This is a genomic window from Rhizomicrobium electricum (assembly GCF_011762045.1).
GTDB classification, from domain to species: Bacteria; Pseudomonadota; Alphaproteobacteria; order Micropepsales; family Micropepsaceae; genus Rhizomicrobium; species Rhizomicrobium electricum.
On record NZ_JAASQS010000001.1, the window covers coordinates 334,970 to 357,209 of the forward strand.

A 22,240-nucleotide genomic window follows, 5' to 3' on the forward strand; every position below is an offset into this window, starting at 1 on the left:
GCCGCGCCCCCAAAACGGTTGTAAAGATATATACTGCAGGGCACGGTTGCGAATGTACTGCGGCGGTTCATCGAGGGGGATGCTATGCCGGCACTGGACCTGGAAGTCACGTATCTCAGCGGCGTGAACGCCGACGGCACGATTGCGGACCATAGCTATTGGACCGCCAAGCGCAATGTGGTTCCGCTCGACTATTGGGATCACAGCACCGCCCGCAAAATCGGCGAACGGCTGGCCGGGAAAGGCGCCGAAGTCAAATACTGCTTCGATCAGCTTTCGAACTGGACCGCCGCGGAGCAACAGGAGCTTTACGCGGGTCTCGCGCTCTGGAGCGCCGTAGCCAACATCACATTGACTGCGACGAGCGATCCATCGCAAGCCGATGTCACTTTCGCGCGAGCGAAGTCCACCGCTACTTCAACCCAAACGCCGGGTACCGCAACGGCGGGACAGATCGGGGGGACGGAGCTGCTCGGCTGCCAGTCCACCATCATGATCGGTACCAGCAGATACGGAAGCGGCCCGCTCGACGGCAGCTTCACGCAAGCCGGCGGCAATGTCTGGTACACGGTCGTGCACGAAATCGGCCATGCGCTCGGTCTCGGACACGGCGGGCCGTACAACGGCACCTGGGACTCCAGCACCCAGCAATACAGCCCCTACGATTGCCGCAACTGGACGATCATGTCCTATGTCGGTGTCGACGAAACGCAGGCGCTGTATTACGCCGACGAGCCGGTTCATTCGCACTTCCAAATCCCGAACATGCCGACAAAACAGCCGACCACCTGGATGCCGCTCGACATCCTGGCGCTGCAACGGCTCTACGGAACGCCGACCAGCACGCCTCTTTCCGGCGGCCAGACCTTCGGCTTCAACTGCACGGTCACGGGTGCGATCGCGCCGTTCTTCGATTTCACCAAGAACGTCAATCCGGTCGTCACGATCTGGAGCGCCGGCGGCAACAACACGCTCGATCTCTCCGGCTTTTTAACGCCCAACACGGTCGACCTGCATGCCGGCGCCTATTCAAGCTGCGCCAGGCTGACCAACAACATTGCCATCGCGTTCGACACCGCAGTCGACACCTATGTTGGTTCCGCCGCCACCGATCGCGTCACCTGCAACGACCACTCAGACCACATTTCAACCGGTGCCGGTGACGACTTCATCGTTTCGGGCACCGGCAACGACACCTTGAGCGGCGGGCTCGGTTACGACCGCGTGACCTACGCGCATGCCGCCGCGAGCTATTCCGTCACCCGCAATGCCGACGGCAGCGTGACGATTGCGGGCGCAGACGGCACCGACGTGCTGTCGGGCATCGAGGAAATCGATTTCAGCGACGGCAAAACGATCCTGTCGACCCTCAACGGCACGGCCGGAAGCGAGACCCTTTCAGGCACAGCGGCGGGCGATGTCATCGACGCCACTCAGGGTGGTGCCGATCAGATCAATGCCGCGGGCGGCGACGACATGATCCTCCTCGGTGGCGCCTTGACCGCGAGCGACAGGATCGACGGCGGCGCTGGGACCGATATTGTACGCCTGAACGGCAACTATTCCGCCGGTCTGACCCTGACCGCGGCGACAATGACGAATGTGGAAATCCTGTCACTCGAGAGCGGCCATAGCTACGCGCTCACACTGGCCGACGGAACGGTTTCCAGCGGCTCGAGTTTTTGTATCGATGCCAGTCAACTCGGAGAATCCGATGCTCTGACGCTGAACGGAGCGAACGTCTCGTCCGGCAGCCTTTCGGTGATCGGTGGCGAAGGAATCCTTGGGTTCACCGGCGGAGCCGGCAACGACAGCATCCGGCTCTGGCTCGGCGACGCGGCCATCAACGGCGGCGGCGGATACGATACGGTGTTCATTGCCTGCGAGTACACCAACATTCCCGTGAAATGGAATCTGGACGGCTCGCTCGTCGTGGGCTGGTACGATTTTTCAAGACCGAAATCTTATCAAGCCAGCTTGTCCAACGTCGAAGAAGTCGACTACCTCAATGTCAAAGTGAATGCCGCAATGATCCGCGGCACGTCCGCGAGCGACACGCTGGCCGGAACGGCGATGATCGACGGCATCGACGCCACCCAAGGCGGCGCCGACACCATCACAGCCGGTGACGGCGACGACACCATCTTCCTCGGAGCCGCACTGACCGCTGCAGACGCCATCGATGGCGGCGCGGGAACCGACAAGGTGATGCTCGACGGCGATTATTCGGCGGGCATCGTCCTCGGTTCGCAGACGATCACCAATGTCGAAACGATCGTTTGCGCTGCCGGCCACACCTACAAGCTGACAATCGACGACACGCTGATCGCAACCTCGAATTCGAGCTGCACGATCGGTGGATACGATCTCGGTGCCTCGGACCGTTTGATTGTCGATGCGTCGGCCGAGAAGGATGGCGAGATCGATCTGTCCGGCGGCGGCGGCAACGACATCCTGCGCGGAACCTTCAATACCAACGTTTTTGGCAACGGCGGCGACGACCTGATCATCCGCTCCTTTGCGGCGGGCGTGCAGGGCCTGGCAAGCCTGAACGGCGGCGACGGAATCGACACGGCCGACTATAGCGGCGACACCGCAGGACTCGCGGCCGTTCTGACTGCCGGTTACGGCGGCACGGTGCAGGGTGGCAGCGTTCACGATCAGATCGGTGGCGTCGAGAACTTCATCGGCGGATCGGGTAACGATACGATCACCGGCTACGACGTCGCCAACAGTTTGAGCGGCGGCGGCGGCAACGATGTCCTCAACGGCGGCGCCGGCAACGACGTCCTGTCGGGCGGTTCCGGCACCAACACGATCGACGGCGGCGACGGCACCGACACGGCGGTGCTTGCAGGACAGGTGTCGGATTATCTGGTCACTTCGAACGGCGACGGCAGCACGACCGTGACCGGTGCTGGCGAGACCGATACGCTGATCAACATCGAGAAGGTCACGTTCGGCGGCGGCCAGACATTGACGCTGGCCGACTTCGAGGTGCAGGCGTTTTCGAAGTTGCAGGCGCTGGAATACATCGCATCCTACAAAGACCTGATGGGGGCTTTCGGCGACGATGCGGTGTGGGGTGCACGGCACTATTTCAACAACGGCAAGGCCGAGGGGCGGACGATTTCGTTCAATGCGCTGAACTATATCTGCTCCTATGGCGATCTGGTTGTCGCCTTCCATGATGACCAACTGGCGGCAACGGAGCACTATCTGAAGAACGGTTCCTACGAAGGGCGGAAAGTGACCTTCGATCCGCTGGCGTATGTCTGCTCGTACAGCGACCTGTTGATCGCGTTCCACAACGACAAGACCGCCGCGGCGGAGCACTACATCAAGAATGGCTATTGGGAGAATCGCAAGGTCACGTTCGACGCGCTCGCTTATGTGTGCTCCTACGACGATCTGGTGATCGCCTTCCACAACGACAAAACGGCCGCCGAAGAACACTACATCCGCAACGGCTATTGGGAAGGCCGCAAGGTCACGTTCAATGCGCTGGCCTACATCGCGTCCTACACGGACCTGATCGGTGCGTTCGGCACCGATGTGCAGGCGGCCGAGGAACACTACATCCGCAACGGCTTCTGGGAAGGGCGGAAGGTGACGTTCGATCCGGTGGCCTATCTCATCAACAACACCGATCTGGGGACGTGCGGCTTCACGGCAAGCGATGCCACCGAACACTATCTCAAGAACGGCTACTGGGAGCATCGCACCACCAACGGCGCGTTCGGCTCGGAGCAGACCAACCACGATCTCACGGTTGGCGGTTCGGTCACCGATACGATCGGAACGGCTGGCGACAAGGATTGGTTCGCGGTTTCGGTGACTGCCGGCCAGACCTACACCTTCACGCTCTCCGGCGTCGACGGCGGCAACGGCACCCTCGCCGATCCGTTCCTGTCAATCTGCGATGCGCACGGGGTTCAGCTGACGTATGCCAACGACTCGACCAACCATGACGCGGTGATCCGCTTCACGGCTTTGTCGACCGGCACTTGCTATCTCGTCGCTTCGGCCAATGACACCGGGACCGGCACCTACAAGCTGTTCGCCACCGCAGGCGGCTGAAACAGAAGGGACGAGTTGAATGCTGACGGGGGAAACTCTCGACGCGGAACAACACGCTGTGGCCAGGATGTTTGCCTAAGGATGACGGGTGTAGGGCGAAAATCTGACCCTTACGCGGCGTTTCAGGCTACTTTTTTGGGCCTAAAACTCAAACGGCAGTGTGAGACTCAAACGCAATTGAGATAGACTTCTGCCTGTAAAAAGTCCGGGGGGTTATCATGGGTGCTGCGTCAGACGGTTCCGTCTCGTATGAGGCGGGAGCAGGCGTGATAACGGCGAGCGGAGGGGGCACCGGGACGCCGGGAGTAATCTCTCCCGACACGCCAATCGTTGATGCGACACCTCCTAACCTGACGACTATGTCGCCATGGAATCACGTCGCCAATGTGTCGGTGAATGCCGATATCGTTTTGACCTACGATGAAAACGTTGTCGCCCGCTACGGGAATATCACCCTTGCCAGCCTGGACGGCAGTTTCAGCGAAACGATTTCGATTACCGACAAATCCAAGGTGACCATTTCCGGCAATACGGTCACCATCAATCCTTCGGCGACGCTCGGCTATTTCGCCATGTACAAAATCACGGTTCCGGCCGGAATCGTCAAAGACACCGCAGGCAATGCGTCCCAGTACGGGTTCACAACCGACTTCCGGACGCAATGGGATCCGAACGAGAAGACACCTCCTACCCTGACGGCATCGAGTCCGGCAGCGGGCGAAGGTAACGTCGACTACCTGTCGAATATCACACTGACATTCAGCGAACCGATCGCGGCCGGCGTGGGATCCATCAGCATCTACAAAGCGGACGGCACGTTGGTCACGAAGCTCGCCGCGAACGATCTCACGCAGGTGCAGATTCTCTACGACAATCAAGTCTGGATCAATCCCAATGCCGTCCTCGCCCAGGGCGCCAGCTATTACGTCCTGATCGACGCGAACGCCTTCACCGATCAGGCCGGCAACGCCTATGCCGGCATCACCTCGCCGTCGGCCTTCACCTTCACGACGGCGGCAGCACCGGGGCCGCAATTCACCGATCTGGTCGCCAGCAACGGCGCCAGCAGCACAGCCCTCACCGGTACGCTGCGGCTCGATTTCGACAAGACCGTGGTCGCGGGCAACGGCTCGATCCGCATCTACAAGGCGTCGGACAATTCGCTGGTCACTACGATTGCGATCGCCGATACGACCCAGGTTTCGATCGATGGCGTGATGGTGACCGTCGATCCGACCACCAATTTCGATCCACTCACCGCGTACTACGTAGTCTACGATGCCGGGCTCGTTACCGACAGTTCCGGAACCGGATGCAATGCGGTCACCAGTACGACGGCGATCAGCTTCACGACCGGCCCCGGCGCACCCACGCCCATCACCATCGCCGCCGGTCAGACGGTGAGCAATGTCCTGACCAATGCGGACATGTTCAGCGCCTACCGGTCCGAAACCGATTCCGCACATCCCTCCGCCGAAGTGAAGGGTTTCGCCAATCACGGAAAACTTTCGATCACATCGACTTTTGCCAACGCATCCGTCCTTGGCTTTTATCTGTACGGCCCGACGATGTGGTACGACGGGGCCATCCTCAACGACGGTGAACTCACCATCAACACGCCGAACGCGGACTACGCAGCAGCCATCACTTGCGGCGGGTTCGGGCCGCAGATCACCAATACCGTCAACGGCAAGATCACGGTCGATGCCCAAACCGCGAAGGGCATCATCACGTATGACCCCAACCGGACGGTGGTCAACGCCGGTTCGATTACCGTCAACGGCGTTCTGGGCGCCTACGGCGTCCAGCTTGAGAACTATTCCGCATCGCTGACCAACTCGGGCTCCATAACGGTTCACTCGGGAACGGCCTATGATCCCGACGATCCATGGTTTTCGTTCCGCGCAATCGCTGCAACAGTCTACGGGTATCTCGACAATTCCGGATCGATCGAGTGCACCGCCGACAACTATTCGCGATATTCTGTCGGCGTCCTCTTCAACTACAGCGACCGGATCGCCACCTCCGGCATCGTCAATTCCGGCACCATCAAGGCCGGTATCGCCATCTGGGAAGCAACGCCCAACTGGAGCAACACCCACGTCAATACCGTGAAGAACACCGGTACGATCGAGGGCGCGATCCTGCTCACGTACGGCAGCGACGGACTGATCAACTCCGGCACGATCACCGGCGAAATCGATATGGGCCAGGGCGACAATATCGTCGTCAATTCCGGCACCATCAACGGCATCATCTATCTCGACGCCGGCGATGACGTCTACGAGAGCGACAACGGTGTGGTCAACGGCGGCGTCTACGGCGGCTCCGGCACCGACGTCGCGATTTTCTCGGGAAAGAAAAGCGACTACCAGATCACGACCGACAACACCGGGAAGACGATCGTCACCGGCGCTCACGGCTCGACCACTTTGTGGTATTTCGAGACGGTGAAGTTCGACGACAGTCAGGTCTCGCTCAGCCACTCCAATGGCGACCAGAACATCCAGCCGTTGCTGGTCTATGACGATATGACCGTCGCCGCGGACGCAAACTATTATCTTACGTCCGCCGGATGGAATTTCATCGACTCGACCATCGCGCTCAGGTCGCACGATCTCAACGGTTCCCAATTCCACAATCTGGGAACGATTTCCGCGTCGTCCGGCATCAGCCACGACATCGTTGCCGGCGTGGCCTGCGATACGAGCTCGATCTATACCGGCGGCTCCATCGTCAACGACGGCATGATCAACATCGACAGCAATGTCGCCTCGCTTTCAGCCGGCATTCTGACGACCGGCTACCTGCCGGCCACGACCAACGGCGCCAACGGCGTCATCCTGGTGCGCGGCGGCGAAGCGGTCGGGATCATGAGCTGCGATCCGAGAAACGCCATCCGCAACGACGGCACGATGACCGTGACGGGCAACACGTTCGCGGCCGGCATCGATGTCTCGAACTGCGACTATAAGATCACCAACACCGGCACCATCACGGTTCATTCCGGCACCGGCACGCCGACGGCGCTGAACACGCCGCTCATGGCGTTCGGACTGACCGGAGCCATCGGGCTTTATATACACGGGTCCGGCGATACCATCGTCAACAGCGGCACGATCGCGGTGTCCGCCGATCAGGGTGCGGATCAAACCATCGGCATCACGTGGAACCCGCTGAGCTTCACGCCGGAGACGATCACCAACAGCGGCACGATTTCCGCCGCCATCGCGCTGTATGAAGTTCCATCCGGCAACGACGCGTCGGCCTGCAAGAGTTTGATCACCAACAGCGGAACGATCACCGGCAATATTCTGCTCGATGTCGGGACCGACGTTCTTCGCAATACCGGCACGATCACCGGAAATATCCAGCTCGGGGTCAACACGCTGATCAATGACTGGCAAACCGATGTCGATACATTCGACGGCCGCGGCGGGACCTTCACGGGAACACTGCACGCCGGTCTGGGGGCCGATACGATCTGGGCGGGCGCCGGCAACGCGTCCTATTCCGGCGACGCCGGCGACGATTTCATCGCGGCGGGCACCGGCACGGAAGCCCTCGACGGCGGAGCGGGCACCGACACGCTGAGCTTCGAGAGCGCCACCGGCGGCGTTACGGCGAGCCTTGCAGTGACGGCGGCTCAAACGGTGGGCGGCGGCCTCGGGACCATCACGGCCATCAATTTCGAGAACCTGACCGGCTCCGCATACAACGACGTGCTCACCGGAAACGGCGGCGACAACACGCTGCGCGGCGGTCTCGGCATCAACACGCTCGACGGCGGGGCGGGAACCGATACGGCGGCGTTCGCGGGACGGGCATCGGACTATCAGGTCGTCCTGAACGGCAACGGCAGCTATACCGTGACCGGCGCCGGCCTGACGGATACGCTGACCAACATCGAAAGAGCCTCGTTCGACGGCTCGGGCCAGACGCTGAGCTTGGCCGATTTCCAAGCGCAGTCGTTTTCGAAGTTGCAGGCGCTGGAATACATCGCCTCCTACAAGGACCTGATCGGCGCGTTCGGCGACGACGCGGCCTGGGGCGCCAAGCATTACTTCAACAACGGCCTCGCCGAAGGACGCAAGATCAGCTTCAACGCGCTGAACTATATCGCCTCGTATGGCGACCTCGTTGTCGCCTTCCACGACGACCAGCTGGCGGCGACCGAACACTATCTGAAAAACGGCTATTACGAAGGACGGAAAGCCACCTTCGATCCACTGGCCTATGTGTGCTCGTACAACGATCTGGTGATCTCGTTCCGCGACGACCAGACCGCGGCGGCGGAGCATTACATCAAGAACGGCTACTGGGAAGGCCGCAGGGTCACGTTCGATCCGCTGGCCTATGTGTGCTCGTACAACGACCTGGTGATTGCGTTCGGCGACAACAAGACCGCAGCCGAAGAGCACTACATCAAGAACGGCTTCTGGGAGAACCGCAAAGTCACCTTCAATGCGCTGGCGTATATCGCCTCCTACACCGATCTGATCGCTGCGTTTGGGGACGACGCGCAAGCGGCCGAGGAGCACTATATCCGCAACGGATTCTGGGAAGGCCGGAAGGTGACGTTCGACCCGGTCGCTTATCTCATCAACAACACCGATCTCGGCGCCGCCGGCTTCACCGCGACGGACGCGACCGAGCATTACCTGAAGAACGGCTATTGGGAGCACCGCACCGCCAACGGCGCCTTCGGTTCGGAACAGACCAATCACGATCTCATGATTGGCGATTCGGCCACTGACACAATCGGCACCACGGGCGACAAGGATTGGTTTGCCGTCAGTGTTACAGCCGGACAGACCTACACCTTCAAGCTCTCCGGCGTCGACGGCGGCAACGGCACCCTCGCCGATCCGTTCCTGGCGATCTGCGACGCACACGGCGTCCAGCTGACTTATGCCAACGACTCGACCAACCACGACGCGGTGATCCGCTTCACCGCCCTGTCGACCGGCACGTGTTATCTGGTCGCTTCGGCCAACGACACCGGCACCGGCACCTACAAGCTGTTCGCGACCGGGGGCGGCTGACCCAGGATCGGAAGAAATCTCTCCGGAACGCGGCGAACTGCGCTATCGTCCGCCGTTTTCCGGAGGTGATGCATGTCCATTCGCGCAGCCGTTGCGGCAGTCGTTTTGATGGCGGGTTCGGCGGCGGCGGGCGATTTGTTCCCCTTCACCATGCCCTGGAACGATGCCGGAACCGGCAACATCACCGACATTTCGGCCTGGAACGACAAGCCGGCGGGCGCCAAGGGCTTCGTGACCGTCGCCAATGGACATCTGACGGCGGGCGGCAAACGCCTGCAACTGCTGGGCGTCAACGTGACTTTCGGTGCGAATGCGCCGACGCATGAGGACGCCGATATCGTCGCGCGCCGGATGGCCCGTTTCGGCATCAATATCGTGCGGCTGCATCACATGGACACGCACAACGCGCCGAACGGCCTTCTGGAAAATGACCGCATCACCTTCAACCCCGAATACCTGGACCGGCTGGACTACTTCATTGCCGCGCTGAAACGCCAAGGCGTCTATGTCGACATCAACCTGCATGTCGGGCGCACGTATCCGGGATTTGCGACCTGGCCGGGGGGCGACAACTATTTCAAGGGCGTCGATCACTTCTACCCGCAAATGGTGAAATTGCAGAAGGACTATGCCCGCGATCTTCTCAGCCATCGCAATCCCTACACCGGAACCCGTTACGGCGAAGAGCCGGCGGTCGCCATCGTCGAGATCAACAACGAGAACGGCCTGATCCGCGAATGGGGCGCCGGTGCACTCGACGGCATGACCGAGCCGCTGCGCGGCGAAATCACCCGCCAGTGGAATGCCTGGCTCAAGCAGCGCTACGGCAGCGACGCGGCGCTTCGCAAAGCCTGGGGCGCGCGCAGCGAGCCGCTGGGCAAGGAGATGTTCACCTCCGGCTGGCAACTGCAGACGCTCGGCGGCGCCAAAGCTAAACTCGCCACTACTGCGGCCGGCGTGGCGATGACGATGGAGAGCAAAGGGCAGGAAGACTGGCACGTCCAGATGCACCAGGGCGGTCTCAATTTCATCGCCGATCAGCCCTACACCCTGACGCTGAAGCTCAGGGCCGATCACCCGATGAGCCTCGCCGTGCAGGCGATGCAGACCCACGAGCCCTGGAAATGGCTGTGGTCCGACACCATCAAGGTCGGCACCGAATGGAAGACAGTGAGCGTCACCTTTTCTCCCACATTCGGCGAGACCGGCGCGCGGCTGACGTTGGGCGGGCTCGGTTTCGAAACCGGCACGCTCGAAATCGCCGAAGCGAGCCTTCGCCCCGGCGGTACGTCGGGCCTCAAGCCCGGCGAAAGCCTCGACCGCGGCACCATCGCGATCAGCGAGCACGCGTCCCGCTTCAGCCGCACGCCCGCAGCGCAGCGCGACTGGCTGAATTTCCTGTGGGACACCGAAGTGGGCTACTGGCGCGAAATGCAGCGGTTCCTGAAGGAAGATCTCGGCGTCAAACCGCCGATCGTCGGTTCTCAGGCGGTCTACAGCCCGGCGCCGATCCAGAGCATGCTCGATGTCGTCGACGATCATTCCTATTGGCAGCATCCGCATTTCCCCGGCCGCCCTTGGGATCCGGACAATTGGCGGATCAAGAACGTGCCTATGGCGGGTGTCGAAAATGGCGGCACCATCGCGGAACTGGCGCTGCGCCGCGTGCCGGGCAAGCCGTTCATCGTCTCCGAATATAACGCGCCGGCGCCCAACGATTACCAAGCCGAGACGATGCCGCTGATCGCGGCTTACGGCGCCTTGCAGGATTGGGACGGCATCTTCCTGTTCGATTTCGGCGGCTGGAACAACAACTGGCACACCGATCACATCGACAGCTTCTTCGACAGCCGCTCCAATCCGGTCAAACTGGCAAGCCTGATTGCGACCGCGGCGATGCTGCGGCGGGGCGACGTGACCGCGGCTGCTCCCACCCATGCAACCCTGCCCGATCGTGCGGCCTGGATCGAAGCGCTGCGGCAGTCGGCCTATCCGCCCAGCGGTGCCAATTTCGGCATGCCGAAAGACGCCGCGCTGGCGCGCTCGGTCGGCGCGATTGCCGGCAGCGGTCCGGCGCCCGCGTGGCCGGTCAAGAGCGACACCGGCGAGCTTACCTGGGGGATCGGCGGCAAGACCGTGGTAATCGATGCGGCCCGCAGCAAAGGCCTGATCGGCGCGAAGCTCGGCCAAGCCTACGACGCGCACGGCGTCGGACTGGAACTCACCGAAGCGCAAGGCGACTGGGGCGTGCTGACGGCGACGGTCGTTCAGGGTACGGATTTTTCCTCGCCCGGCCGCATTCTCGTCACCGCCTTGGGGCGCGAAGAGAATACCGGACAGCAATGGACCGATGCCTCGCGGACTTCGGTGGGCCGCAATTGGGGCCAGGCGCCGGTGTTGGTGGAAGGCTTAGGGGCCCGCATCACCCTGCCCGTTGCGGCATCACGCGTGACCGCCTTCGCGCTCGACGAACTCGGCAACCGCAAGGCCCCGCTGCCCGTGACCGGCAGCGCACGCGCGACCGTCGAAATCGGCGAACGCTATCGCACGCTGTGGTATGAAATCGTGGTGAAGTGAGTGCTCACGGCGTCACCGCGTAAAGCGCGTGATGGGTGACGATGTAGAGCCTCGGTCCCGCGAACACGAGTTGCAGCGGGCGGTCGGGCACGTCGATGCGGCCGGTCTCGCGGCCATCGGATGAATAAACGAAGATCTGGCCGTTGGCGACATAGACGCGACCGGATGAATCCGTCGCCACGCATTCGCCGCCGCGGTCGGCGAAGACTTTGAGATCGGTCAGCGCGCCGGATTTGCCCACTTTGGCGCTGTAAGTCTTGCCTTCCGCCGAATTGCTGAGGAAGACGCGCGATCCCGGCGCCGCGGTCGTGAAACCGTAAGTGTCGAGCGCGTGCGAGAAACGCCAGCCGCGATTGTCGGGCGGGCCTTGATGCACCACACGATAATCCGGCAGCGCCAGACTGCCATCCGGCGAAACGTACTGCTTGGCGGGCGCATTGGCGGCATCGCGCGCGAACAACTCGGCGAGCGTGGTGAAATGATCGGTTTTCGGATCGTATTGATCGCGGAATTCGCCGTTCACCCACCAATTGGTCGGCAGCGCCAGCTTTTTCGCGCGTGAAACCGCCGTCGGCTCGAGCGGCACGATCGCGGCATTGGGCGCATCGGGATCGAGACTGAAGGCGGCGCCGTAAAATCCGGCCGACGACTGCACCAAGAGACGATCGGAGGCATCGACGGCGACATTGACCGCATCGAAAGGATGATCGCTGACCACCTCCAGCCCCTTGTCCGACCAGCGATAGATGCGCTGGAACGTGCGGTCGACGAAATAGAACCGGCCTTTCGAATCCGCCGCGCCACCGCCAAGCGCAAAAAAGCCGTCGGCGAGTTTCTTCACCTGCGGACCGGAAGCGGGCTCGGCTGCGGGCGGCTTGCCGGTGACGTCGAGCGACGCGAACTGACGCTCGCGCACCACCGTGCCGGACGTGCGGTCCTCGATGGCGTTTTCATAGGGGAACTTGTTGGGGCGCAGGTAGGTGGTGCAATCCTTGTCCGTATTATCGCAATAGGTGAAGCCGCTTTCGGCATTCACCGCCACATTGCGGAAGCGGATGTTGCGGGCGTTGTAAAGCCTGACCGCGGTGGGTGCCGGGACCAGCGTACGGGTGACGCGATAGGCGTGGTAATTCGCGATCAGGATATCGCGGGAATCGCGGATCTCGAACGAGGTGGCATTGCCGCTTTCGCGATACTCCTCTTCGGTCTGGGGCGCCAGGAACTCCCAATTGGCGACACGTTCGAGCACGATCTCGGCGCGGACATGATGTTCCACGCTCATCTCGTAGGCATGACCGGGCGTGGTGGTGTCGGAGATATAGAACCCGGCGCCCGCATAGGTATCCGGCGTCCAGCAACCGACGAAGGTGCCGCCGCCGCCTTTGGTCACCCACAGACTCGGATACTGCCCATCCCAGCGCGGCGCCGGATTGGGATCGAGGAACGGGTTGGTGTTGACGCGGGCGGCGGTCTGCGCGGCGTTGAACGGGGTCGATTGCGCCATGCCGGTGAAGTCGTTGCCGAGCGCGAGCTGGAACTTGATGTCGTCGACCAGCGAATTTTCGCCCGCCATCCACAGCATCGCCGTGGCGCGCGGATTGATGCCGCCGGAATAGAGCCCGAAACCGGAAACGATCGCATCGCCGCCTTCGGCCGATTGAATCATCGCCTTGGGCGCCCCCACGCCTGCAAACGCCGGCGTCTGATCGTTCAGGATGATCTGGGTCAGGTTGGGATGCAGCGCCACCAGTACCGTATCCGGCTTCAGGCGCAGCGTGTCGCTGATGCGGTAAAACCCGAGCGGCAGATAGACGACACGATGGCTGTCGATGGCGCGCTGCAGCGCAGCGGTATCGTCCGCCTTGCCGTCGCCGACCGCACCGCCATCCCGCACGCTGTACCACTCCGCCACCGGCGGCAGCGGACGGACCAAAGGTGCGTGTTCCGGCGGCAGTGCGGCAAGCGGCGCGATGTCGGATGTTGTCTTGATGGCGCCCATGCGGCCGAGATCGGGCACGTGCACGCCGTGGCTGAAGGCGGCGACGCGATAGGCGCGGCCACTCCCAGCGACCGTCTTGCCGCTGTCGCGGAACTTGGCAAAGACCGGCGTATCGGCAGCGAGCGCGTTGTCGAAACCGACCTGGGTATAGACGGTGTTCTCGTTCGAGATGATCACGCCCGCATCGCGCACACTCTCGAAGCGGACATCCTTGCCCCAAAGCCAATCGCTGTAGCCCTTGTCGATCTCGATGCCGACCGGCACGTTGCGGATCGCGACATTGGCGAGGGTCAGTGCGAGTTCGTGCTCGCGGATGGCGGCGCTGCGTTGGCCTTCGAAGCTGGAATCGAGCACGGTGAACTGCCAGGCGGGCGATGTCTTCTCGCTGACGATGCCGTAACGGCCGCCGTGAAAATGAACGTCGCGGATGAAATTGCTCGCCTGATAGATGCCGGCGAAACCCGAGCCGAGGTGCAGATCCATGTGGCTCAGAAAGCCGTGCTGAGCGACACGGAAGCGGAACGCCGCGGCGGCCGGATTGCCCTCGCCGATCTCGACGTCGACATTGCTCATGGCCGAGTAGAACGTGGCGGAATGGGCGTCGGCGATCTTCGGATCGAACGGCACGATGCCCGACGGCGGGAACGGCACATGGGGGATCACGCCGCGCGGCGCACCGACGAACGCCACCATATAGGAGACGCCCTTCTGGAAGCCGGACGTCTTGTCGCCCAGCACCAGAACGGGGCGCGTGGCGCCGACGCCGAACACGCGCACGCCAGGCCAGACCAGAAGCGTGCGGCTGATGCGGTAGCGGCCGGACGGCAGGAACACGACCCCGCCGCCCTTCTCGCCTTTGTCGATCGCCGCCTGGATCGCTGCGGTATCGTCGGCAACTCCGTCGCCTTTGCCTTGGACCGTCACCGCGCGCGGATCGGCCGGGGCCGTCTGGTAGACGGACGTCGAAGCCAATGCCGGAACGGCCGCGCAAAAGAACGCGATCAGAGCGCCTCGGAGAAACCGCATCGTCCCCTCACAGATTGAAGCGCACGCCGATGCGGTACACCCGGCCCACCAAGTCATAAAGCGCGGGATTGACGTCGAGACCGGTGTTGGTCTGCGGCGATGCCGCCGGATCGCGATCCAAGAGGTTGTCGATCTTGAAATACGCGGTCATCTGATCGGTCAGGTTGTAGGTACCGCCGACATCGAGATAGAACGCGCCCGCCATGTGGTTTCTGTCGAGCGTAGGGAAATTGGTGCTCGTCGCCGGGCATCCGGTGGTGCACTCGATGTATTGGCGGCCGATGACGCCGTCGGAGAACCAGCGCTGCTGCAGCATGATGCCGAACTTCTCGGTGTCCCAGCTTTCGATCAAGAGCAGCTTCCAGTGAGGCGTGTTACCGCTGTTGGTGCCAGCGCTCTGCACCGGAGCCGACCCCGGAATGCCCGGATCAGTGACGAAACTCGAGATGTTGGTGGCCAATCCGTGCACGACGAAGCGTCCCGGCAACCCGACATCCTCAAGGCCGAACTGATAGCTGGCCTCGTAGTCGAAGCCTTCGGTGAAGATCGAAGCCAGGTTGAACTGCTGCACGTTGACATACGGCGTCGGGCCGGTGAGATCGAAGGCACCGCAGGTCTGGGCGATGCCGCCCCGGCAGAAGTTGACGATCTGGTCGGCGGAAAGGCTCGAAATGCCCTTGGTGAGCTTGATGCGATAGTAATCGAACGAGACGCTGAGGCCCGGCATCCAATCGGGCTGCGACAGCACGATGCCGGCCTCGATATTGCGCGCGATTTCTGGCTTGAGCGCCGTGTTGCCGATGGTGTTCTGGAAGATGGTGAGCTTGGACGGCGGATTGGTGAACGGATTGGTGAAGCTGGGGACCGTAGTGGTCGTAGGCGCCGCGAAAAGCTCCGACAGATTCGGGGCGCGCACGTCGTTCGACGTCACGGCCCGGAGGCGGACGCCGTTGAGCGGCGTATCCCAGGTGGCGCCGATCTTCCACGTCCAGACGACGCCGGAGGTCGAATAGTCGGTCCAGCGTCCGGCGACGTTGAGGTTCGCCTTGCCGAGTTCCGGCGTATCCACGAACGGCATGTTCACTTCGGCATAGGCTTCCTTCACGTCGTACATGCCGGTGCCGTTGTGATAGTTGCCGGCATACCAGTTCGAGCCGTTGGTCGACAGCGTCGGATCGGCCGGATAGGCGTCGTTATACGGCGTGCCATTGGCGGAACCGTTGCCGTAGGGATCGGCCTCGACGCGATAATACTCACGCCGGTATTCGCCGCCGAACGCCACCGACACCGGCCCTGCCCACAGCGAAACCGGCTCGCCGTTGATATTGAGGCTGACCACGTCCTGCGCCTGATGGGTATGCTGGAATGGGCCGTTCGACGGCTGGAGATACGCGAGCGTAGACGGGCTCGGCGTGCGACCGCCGAAGATATTGAGCGGCTGGCAGCCGTTCGCACTGGCGACGAGATCGGCGCACACGATCTGACCATTTGAGATCGTCGCGTTGATTGCCTGGCTGTAGTGCGGGTTCAGCAGCATGTTGCGAACGCGAATCCAGGTGAGTTCCTCGCCGTGTTCGTAATAGGTGTCATACCGCCAGTTGGTGCCGCCGAGATCGAACTTGCCGTCGGCGCCCAGCACGGCACGCATCTGTCCGCGCGACGTGTTGACATGGATATTCGGCAGCATCGCGTTGTCGGTACCGAAACTGAAGCCGGTGATGTTGTTGGCCGTACACGCCGCCGCGACCGAAGCGGGCAGATAGGGATTGGCGCACGAAACCGAGATGTTGGACTTCTGGGCACCGGGATTGGGCTGGTTGTTGGTGGTGACCCGCGACCAATTGAGGGTGGCATAGACCTCATTGTCCGAATTGAGGTCGTAACCGATCCTCGTATAGCCGTTGAGGCGCTTGATGCCCGACTTCAGCGACGCGCCGATGCCGACGCCGCCGGAGCGGTCGCCGCCGACACAGAAGCCGCTGATGCAGCCCGTCACATCGCCGTTAGGATTGTGGGTGGGCACTCCGCCGGAGCCGTAAACGAATGGGAACGGATTGCCGTTGACGTCGAACGCCGTTCCCTGCAGCGGACCTTTGCTGATCAATCCGTATTTCGAATAGGCATAGGCCTGGGCGTGATCGCGATAGAGATAGCGGGGACCGCCGTCGTTGACGGTCGGGCCGCGATCGAGCAGCGTCGTCGCCCGGTACCACTGCCGCCCGTTCGGTGCGCTCTCGCCAAATCCGGCAGCCGGCACGCCATCTTCATGATCGTATTCGCCCGACACTTCGACATGCAGCTTGCCGCCGAGAAACGCCTGCCCCACCGCCGCCTGGAGAAGATATTGCGCATCGTCGCCGTAGGTGGAAATGCCGCCCTGGACGTTGGCTTTGACGCCCTCGAAATGCTTGTTGGTGATGAAGTTGACCACACCGCCCACGGCATCGGAGCCGTAGGACGCGGACGCACCGCCCGTCACGACGTCGACGCGCTCGACCAGAAGCTGAGGAAACAGGCTGATGTCGGGAACGCCGGTGACATTGGCACCGACCACGCGCTGGCCGTCGAGCAACGTCAGGGTTCGGATCGTGCCGAGACCGCGCAGCGAAAAATTGGAGAGGCCCTGCTGACCGCTGGAAGTGGAGAAAGTATTCGTGCTTGTGCCGGACGAGCCCTGGAGCGACGGCAACTGGGCGATGGTGTTATAGATGTTGGGCTGCGCGTTCTTTTCGATCTGCTCAGTGCCGACGATGGTGGTCGGCGTCGGCGCGGTGAAGCCGGTCGCCTGAATGCGCGTGCCGGTGACGACGACAGTCTCGGCCATCTCGGCGCTGGGCTGCGCCGTTCCGGGCGTTTGAGCAGCGGACGCATTCGCGAGCGCAACGAGACTGGCGGACGCAAGCAAAGCTGTCAGCGCAAGATGCCGAGGGCGGTTCGCAACGGGTTGGCCGCTCTGTCGCATTGATCTTCACTCCCCAATTGTATGTTGTACGGCTGTTCCGCCGCTCCATGTTGATGATATCGGGAGTTTCGAAGCAGACATCCTCGACCAAGGTCGTAGTTTTCTCGCGGCGGAGAAACCTCGATATTGGGTCACCACATCAGCAGATCGTTGGGGAACCGTGGCGGATTCATCACGCGGCATCGCACCGTTGGCCATCATCATCATGGGCGTGAGCGGCAGCGGGAAGTCGACGCTAGCCCGCGAAATTTCCGCGGCGATGGGCCTGGATTTCCTCGAAGGCGATGCGTTCCACATGCCGGAATCGATCGCCAAGATGGCGGCCGGATCGCCGCTGACCGACGACGACCGCTGGCCCTGGCTCGACCGCCTCGGACACGCCGTCAACGCAAACGTCGAGACGCATGGCGTGGCGCTGGCAACCTGCTCGGCGCTCAAGCGCATCTATCGCGACCGCTTGCGCCAGACCATAGCCGCGCCGGTCAATTTCGTGCTGCTCGAAGGCGAACGCGACGTGCTGGCACGCCGGCTTTCCAGCCGCACCGGGCATTACATGCCGGCGAGCCTTCTATCCAGCCAGCTCGAAACCCTGGAACTGCCCGGACCGGACGAGCACGTGCTCACGCTCGACGCCGCACTGCCGCCAGCGGAGCTGCGCGACGACGTGCTGAAATGGCTGGCGGAGTGTTGAAGCGGCGCGCGCTTACGGACGATAGTCCGGCGCGAAGCTCTTGACGTGATCGGTGAAGTAATTGGCCAGATAGTCCTTCAGACCGGCGCGCCAATCCTGCATGAGATTCATGCCGCGCAAATTGAGCCGGTAATTCACCAACCGCTCGGATGGTGGCCGCGGCGCGAAATACTCGGTTGCGAAATAGCCCGACGAGACCGGAATGACCGCAACCTTGTTCTCCAGGTTCAGCAGCTTGACGAGCTCCTGCGCCACCTCGAGCCGGCTGGTTTCGCCGCCGCAGACCATGTTGTAGAGGCCATAATACGGCGTGTTGATCATGGCTTCGAGGTTGCGCGCAAAATCGACGGTGTAGGTCGGCGTGCCGAAGAGATCGTCCACGACATGGATCTTGTCGACGCCCGTCTCCAGCTGCTTCACCAGCTTATTGATGAACTTCTTGTCCTTCGCCGGACCACCGCCCATCATCCACCCGGCGCGGAAAATGAAATGCTTCGCCACGCGCGTCTGCACGACGAGTTCGCCCTGGTATTTGCTGCGCGCGTAGACACCGAGAGGATTGGGTTTGTCCCAGTCGTCGAAAACCTCTTTGCTGCCGTCGAAAATACCGGCCGTGCTGATATAGACCAGCGGAATGCCGTGCGCGTTGGCGATCGTCGCCGCGTGCTCAACCGACAGCGTGTTGGTTCGATAAGTCTCTTCCGGATGCCGTTCGCAGTATTCCAGATCGGTGTACGCGCCGACATGCATCAGGATATCGGGCTTGAACGCCGACACCATCCGCTCGTATTCGCCGAAATCACGAAAATCGCCGTACTTCAACCACGGCTCATTCACATCGATATCGGTACAAAAAAGCTTGTTCTTGCTCTTCAGTACTTTGTGCAGCGCTTCGCCCAGCATGCCGCCGGCGCCAGCGATGAATGCTCGCATATGATCACTCCCCAAGCGCCGGAATTTAGTAAAGGCGATAGCGGCTCTCAAGGCACATGGATGTACTGCTTCAGTCTGCCACGTACAAACGTAATGACACACTCCGAGATCGTCGGTGCGTAATTTGTTCGTTGGAGAATGAATTAGGCGAATGCAGGAAAAAGCCATTCGGCGATTGCAGAGTACTGCAAGTGAGACGCTTTTCTTTCCGTCGCGTGCACGAACGTCGCAGAGATGTGCATCGCACGCGCGTCATTCCGCCGGTGTAGATCCACAATGATTCAAATGCTGAAAAATTGACCAGCTATCGATGCCGTAATGCAACGAGAGCCGGTGCGATGCGCAGCGCTAAACGAAACGACTCAGCAGAAAAACAAATCCCAATCCCACCACCGAGATGAACGTCTCAAGCACCGACCAAGTGCGGAACGTGGCCGATGTCGATGTTCCCAAATAGCTTTTCACCAGCCAAAAGCCGGGATCATTGACGTGGCTGAAAAACACCGACCCGGCGCCGATGGCGAGAACAACACATTCCGGCGCCACACCCGAGGCCGCCACCACGCCCGGCATCACACCGGCTGCGGTGATGGTCGCAACTGTCGCGGAGCCGGTAGCAAGCCGGATGGCGACCGCTATTAACCATGCCAGGATGATCGGCGACAGCGTACCGACAGCGGCAGCGTGCGCCAGCAACTCCGAAAGGCCGGCGCTGACCAGGACCTGCTTCAGTGCGCCGCCCGCTCCGATCGCCAGAAGGATGCCTCCCGCCGGCTTCACAGCCTCGAGCCAGATCGCGTCCTGGGTGGCAGGCTGTCGCATGCGCGGGCCGAATAGAAGGGGCAAGGCGGCCAGACAGGCGATCAACAGGGCCAGCACCGGGTTGCTGGCGACCGCCAGCCAGGCAAAATGGGGTGCCAGGGCCGGCGGCAGGACGGCTTCGACCTGCCCGGCCGCGATCAGGACCACCGGCAGCAGCACGACGATCAGGGCGCGCCAGACCGCCACCCCTTCCCCGCTGGCCATCTCCACGGGCAAAGGAGACGCGGGGACGAGCCCGCGGGTCGTCAGCCTAGCCAGTAATGGACCGGACAGGATCGCGGTCGGCACCGCCACCAGCACGCCGTAGAGGATTGTGCGGCCGAGATCGGCATTCAGGGTCGCCACCGCCAGCAGGGGCCCCGGATGGGGCGGCACCAGGGCATGCACAACGGAAAGGCCTGCCAATGCCGAGAGCATCAATTGCAGCATGCGCTGAGGCCGCACATCCGCCGCGGCGGCGCTGGCAATGATAGGCAGAATCAAAACAAGCCCGGTCTCGAAGAACAGCGGCAGGCCGATCACCAGCGCAACCGCCAGACTCATCCAAGGCGCCCGCGGCGTATCGGCCCGACCGATCATCACCCGCGCCAGCCTCGAGGCCCCGTTCGACAGCTGGAGCATGGTGCCGAGCGCCAAACCCAGCGCCACGATGAGCCCGATGCTGCCGAGGACGTCGCCGGCCCCCTTCTGGACCGCCTTGGCGGTGTCGGCGAGACTGAGCCCCCCGAGCGGGCCGATCACGAAGGCACCACACAACAGCGCCACGAACGGATGCAGACGGCCGCGCACGATCAACAGGATCGACAGAGCGATGCCGAGAACCGCCGCTAAGGCGATTCGGCCGTCGGCGGCGATCATGCCTTTACGGCGCCCCGGAACAACACAGCATTGCGCTCAGTCATCTTCAGCCCTCCTCGGCTTTCTCCCATTGCTCGCAGCCTTGTTCCCGGCTTTTCGAAAATGCTGTATGACAGATAATGATGAGTAAATCCAACATATTGCTTGATTTATACGAAGACGACGTGACCATCCGCTTGAATCTGTCCGACCAATTCGGTTAGGGTGAACCTGTGACAGCCCGTCGCAAGGCCGACGCTAATTTTCGAGCGTTCCTGTCAACATTAAAGGCCATGGAGACACGGGCGCAAACGGGAGATGGCCATGGACGGATATACGGACGGGTATCTGGCGCCGCAGGCGCCTAGCGGCGAGAGCGCAACCCGCCTGACGCCAATGCAACTGAAAATCCTCAAAGGGGTTCAGTCGGGGCGACTCAACAAGCAGATCGCCTTCGACCTCGGCATCGCCGAGGCCACCGTCAAAGCGCATATGACGGCGCTGATGCGCAAACTCAACGTCCGCAACCGCACCCAGGTCGCGCTGGCGGCGCAATCAATGGACCGGATGGCAATGGAACGGCTGGCCGGTTGAGGCTTCAGATCTTCAGGATCTTGGCGCGCTGGCGGACGTCGGCGAGGCTGAGATCCTTCTTCCGCACCACGTAGCAACAGAATGCGTTGACGCTCATCGCGGTCATCGAGGGCATCATGCCGGAGGCCGAAACATCGGGACCGCCGGGCCCGCCCGGTACCGTCGCAACCATGCCGCCGACATCGGGCTGCCCCCAGAACGGCGACGCATTGGCACTGCCGCGACCGAGGAAGAGGTCGTCAAGCGCCCGCGAGGGACGGCCGGGCAAGGCGAGATCGCCCATCACGTAGTTTTCCGGTTTCTCGACCTTCTGGCGCCAGCCATGTCCTTCGACCGACTCCAACCGATCGGGTGCAAAGGCGAGCGTCAGGAGCAGGTACCGCATCGCGCCTTCGGCGTGATATACGGCGCGGCTCTGGGCAACGTCGGCAACACCGGCGGAACCGAACCCGAAGGTGAGCCAATAGCCCGGCCCCTCCCACAAGGTCAGGAACGCCCCTTTGGTGCACGGCACTTTCACGCCATCGCTGAAATCGAGATAGGGCGGCTTGCCCTTGACCACCGTGGCTTTCGGCAGATCGCTGTCGTCCTCTGCGTGGGCGATGCCGCCCGCCGCCAGCACCGCCAGCCCGGAAATCACAATCGAACGTCTCGTCTGCATGGCGTCCCCCTTG

Annotated in this window: 10 protein-coding genes; 5 read left to right on the top strand and 5 right to left on the bottom strand. The window is 62.1% G+C overall.

The features are described from left to right. Nucleotides 1–84: 84 nt before the first annotated feature. The 3 genes from FHS84_RS01460 (at nucleotide 85) to FHS84_RS01470 (ending at nucleotide 11,702) form a co-directional block, all read left to right on the top strand. Nucleotides 85–4,080: a M10 family metallopeptidase C-terminal domain-containing protein gene (locus FHS84_RS01460; protein ID WP_166929545.1), complete on the top strand. Its 3,996-nt coding sequence runs from the start codon at nucleotides 85–87 to the stop codon at nucleotides 4,078–4,080. Nucleotides 4,081–4,298: 218 nt separating this feature from the next. Beyond that, nucleotides 4,299–9,125 (top strand): beta strand repeat-containing protein, encoded by a 4,827-nt coding sequence (locus tag FHS84_RS01465; protein ID WP_279589250.1) that lies wholly within the window; start codon nucleotides 4,299–4,301, stop codon nucleotides 9,123–9,125. Between the two features lie 72 nt (nucleotides 9,126–9,197). Continuing rightward, the gene (locus FHS84_RS01470) at nucleotides 9,198–11,702 is read left to right on the top strand and encodes a carbohydrate binding domain-containing protein (RefSeq protein WP_166929550.1); all 2,505 of its coding nucleotides are present in this window, start codon (nucleotides 9,198–9,200) and stop codon (nucleotides 11,700–11,702) included. Nucleotides 11,703–11,706: 4 nt separating this feature from the next. On the opposite strand, the gene FHS84_RS01475 is transcribed toward FHS84_RS01470, so the two are convergent. Together FHS84_RS01475 and FHS84_RS01480 are read right to left on the bottom strand one after the other, a co-directional pair. Beyond that, a complete protein-coding gene (locus FHS84_RS01475) occupies nucleotides 11,707–14,727 on the bottom strand; it encodes a glycosyl hydrolase family 28-related protein (protein WP_166929552.1) in 3,021 nt (1,006 codons plus the stop codon). Nucleotides 14,728–14,734: 7 nt separating this feature from the next. After that, nucleotides 14,735–17,689 carry a TonB-dependent receptor domain-containing protein gene (locus tag FHS84_RS01480; protein WP_166929553.1) on the bottom strand — a complete coding sequence of 985 codons (2,955 nt, stop codon included), beginning with the start codon at nucleotides 17,687–17,689 and terminating at the stop codon, nucleotides 14,735–14,737. Nucleotides 17,690–17,849: 160 nt separating this feature from the next. Between FHS84_RS01480 and FHS84_RS01485 the strand changes: the two genes are divergently transcribed. Continuing rightward, nucleotides 17,850–18,380: a gluconokinase, GntK/IdnK-type gene (locus FHS84_RS01485; RefSeq protein ID WP_208393632.1), complete on the top strand. Its 531-nt coding sequence runs from the start codon at nucleotides 17,850–17,852 to the stop codon at nucleotides 18,378–18,380. A 12-nt stretch (nucleotides 18,381–18,392) separates the two neighbouring features. Here the strand turns inward: FHS84_RS01485 and FHS84_RS01490 are convergent, their stop codons facing one another. Together FHS84_RS01490 and FHS84_RS01495 are read right to left on the bottom strand one after the other, a co-directional pair. Continuing rightward, nucleotides 18,393–19,313, bottom strand: coding sequence for an SDR family oxidoreductase (locus FHS84_RS01490; RefSeq protein WP_166929556.1), 921 nt, complete (start codon nucleotides 19,311–19,313; stop codon nucleotides 18,393–18,395). Nucleotides 19,314–19,661: 348 nt separating this feature from the next. Beyond that, nucleotides 19,662–20,993, bottom strand: a complete 1,332-nt coding sequence (locus FHS84_RS01495; RefSeq protein WP_166929558.1) for a GntT/GntP/DsdX family permease — start codon at nucleotides 20,991–20,993, stop codon at nucleotides 19,662–19,664. A gap of 303 nt (nucleotides 20,994–21,296) precedes the next feature. Here FHS84_RS01495 and FHS84_RS01500 point away from each other — a divergent pair, with 303 nt between their 5' ends. Next, entirely contained in the window at nucleotides 21,297–21,566 is a 270-nt protein-coding gene (locus FHS84_RS01500; RefSeq protein ID WP_166929561.1) for a response regulator transcription factor, read from the top strand. 4 nt (nucleotides 21,567–21,570) lie between these two features. Here the strand turns inward: FHS84_RS01500 and FHS84_RS01505 are convergent, their stop codons facing one another. Beyond that, nucleotides 21,571–22,227 carry a hypothetical protein gene (locus FHS84_RS01505; protein ID WP_166929565.1) on the bottom strand — a complete coding sequence of 219 codons (657 nt, stop codon included), beginning with the start codon at nucleotides 22,225–22,227 and terminating at the stop codon, nucleotides 21,571–21,573. Nucleotides 22,228–22,240 lie beyond the last annotated feature (13 nt).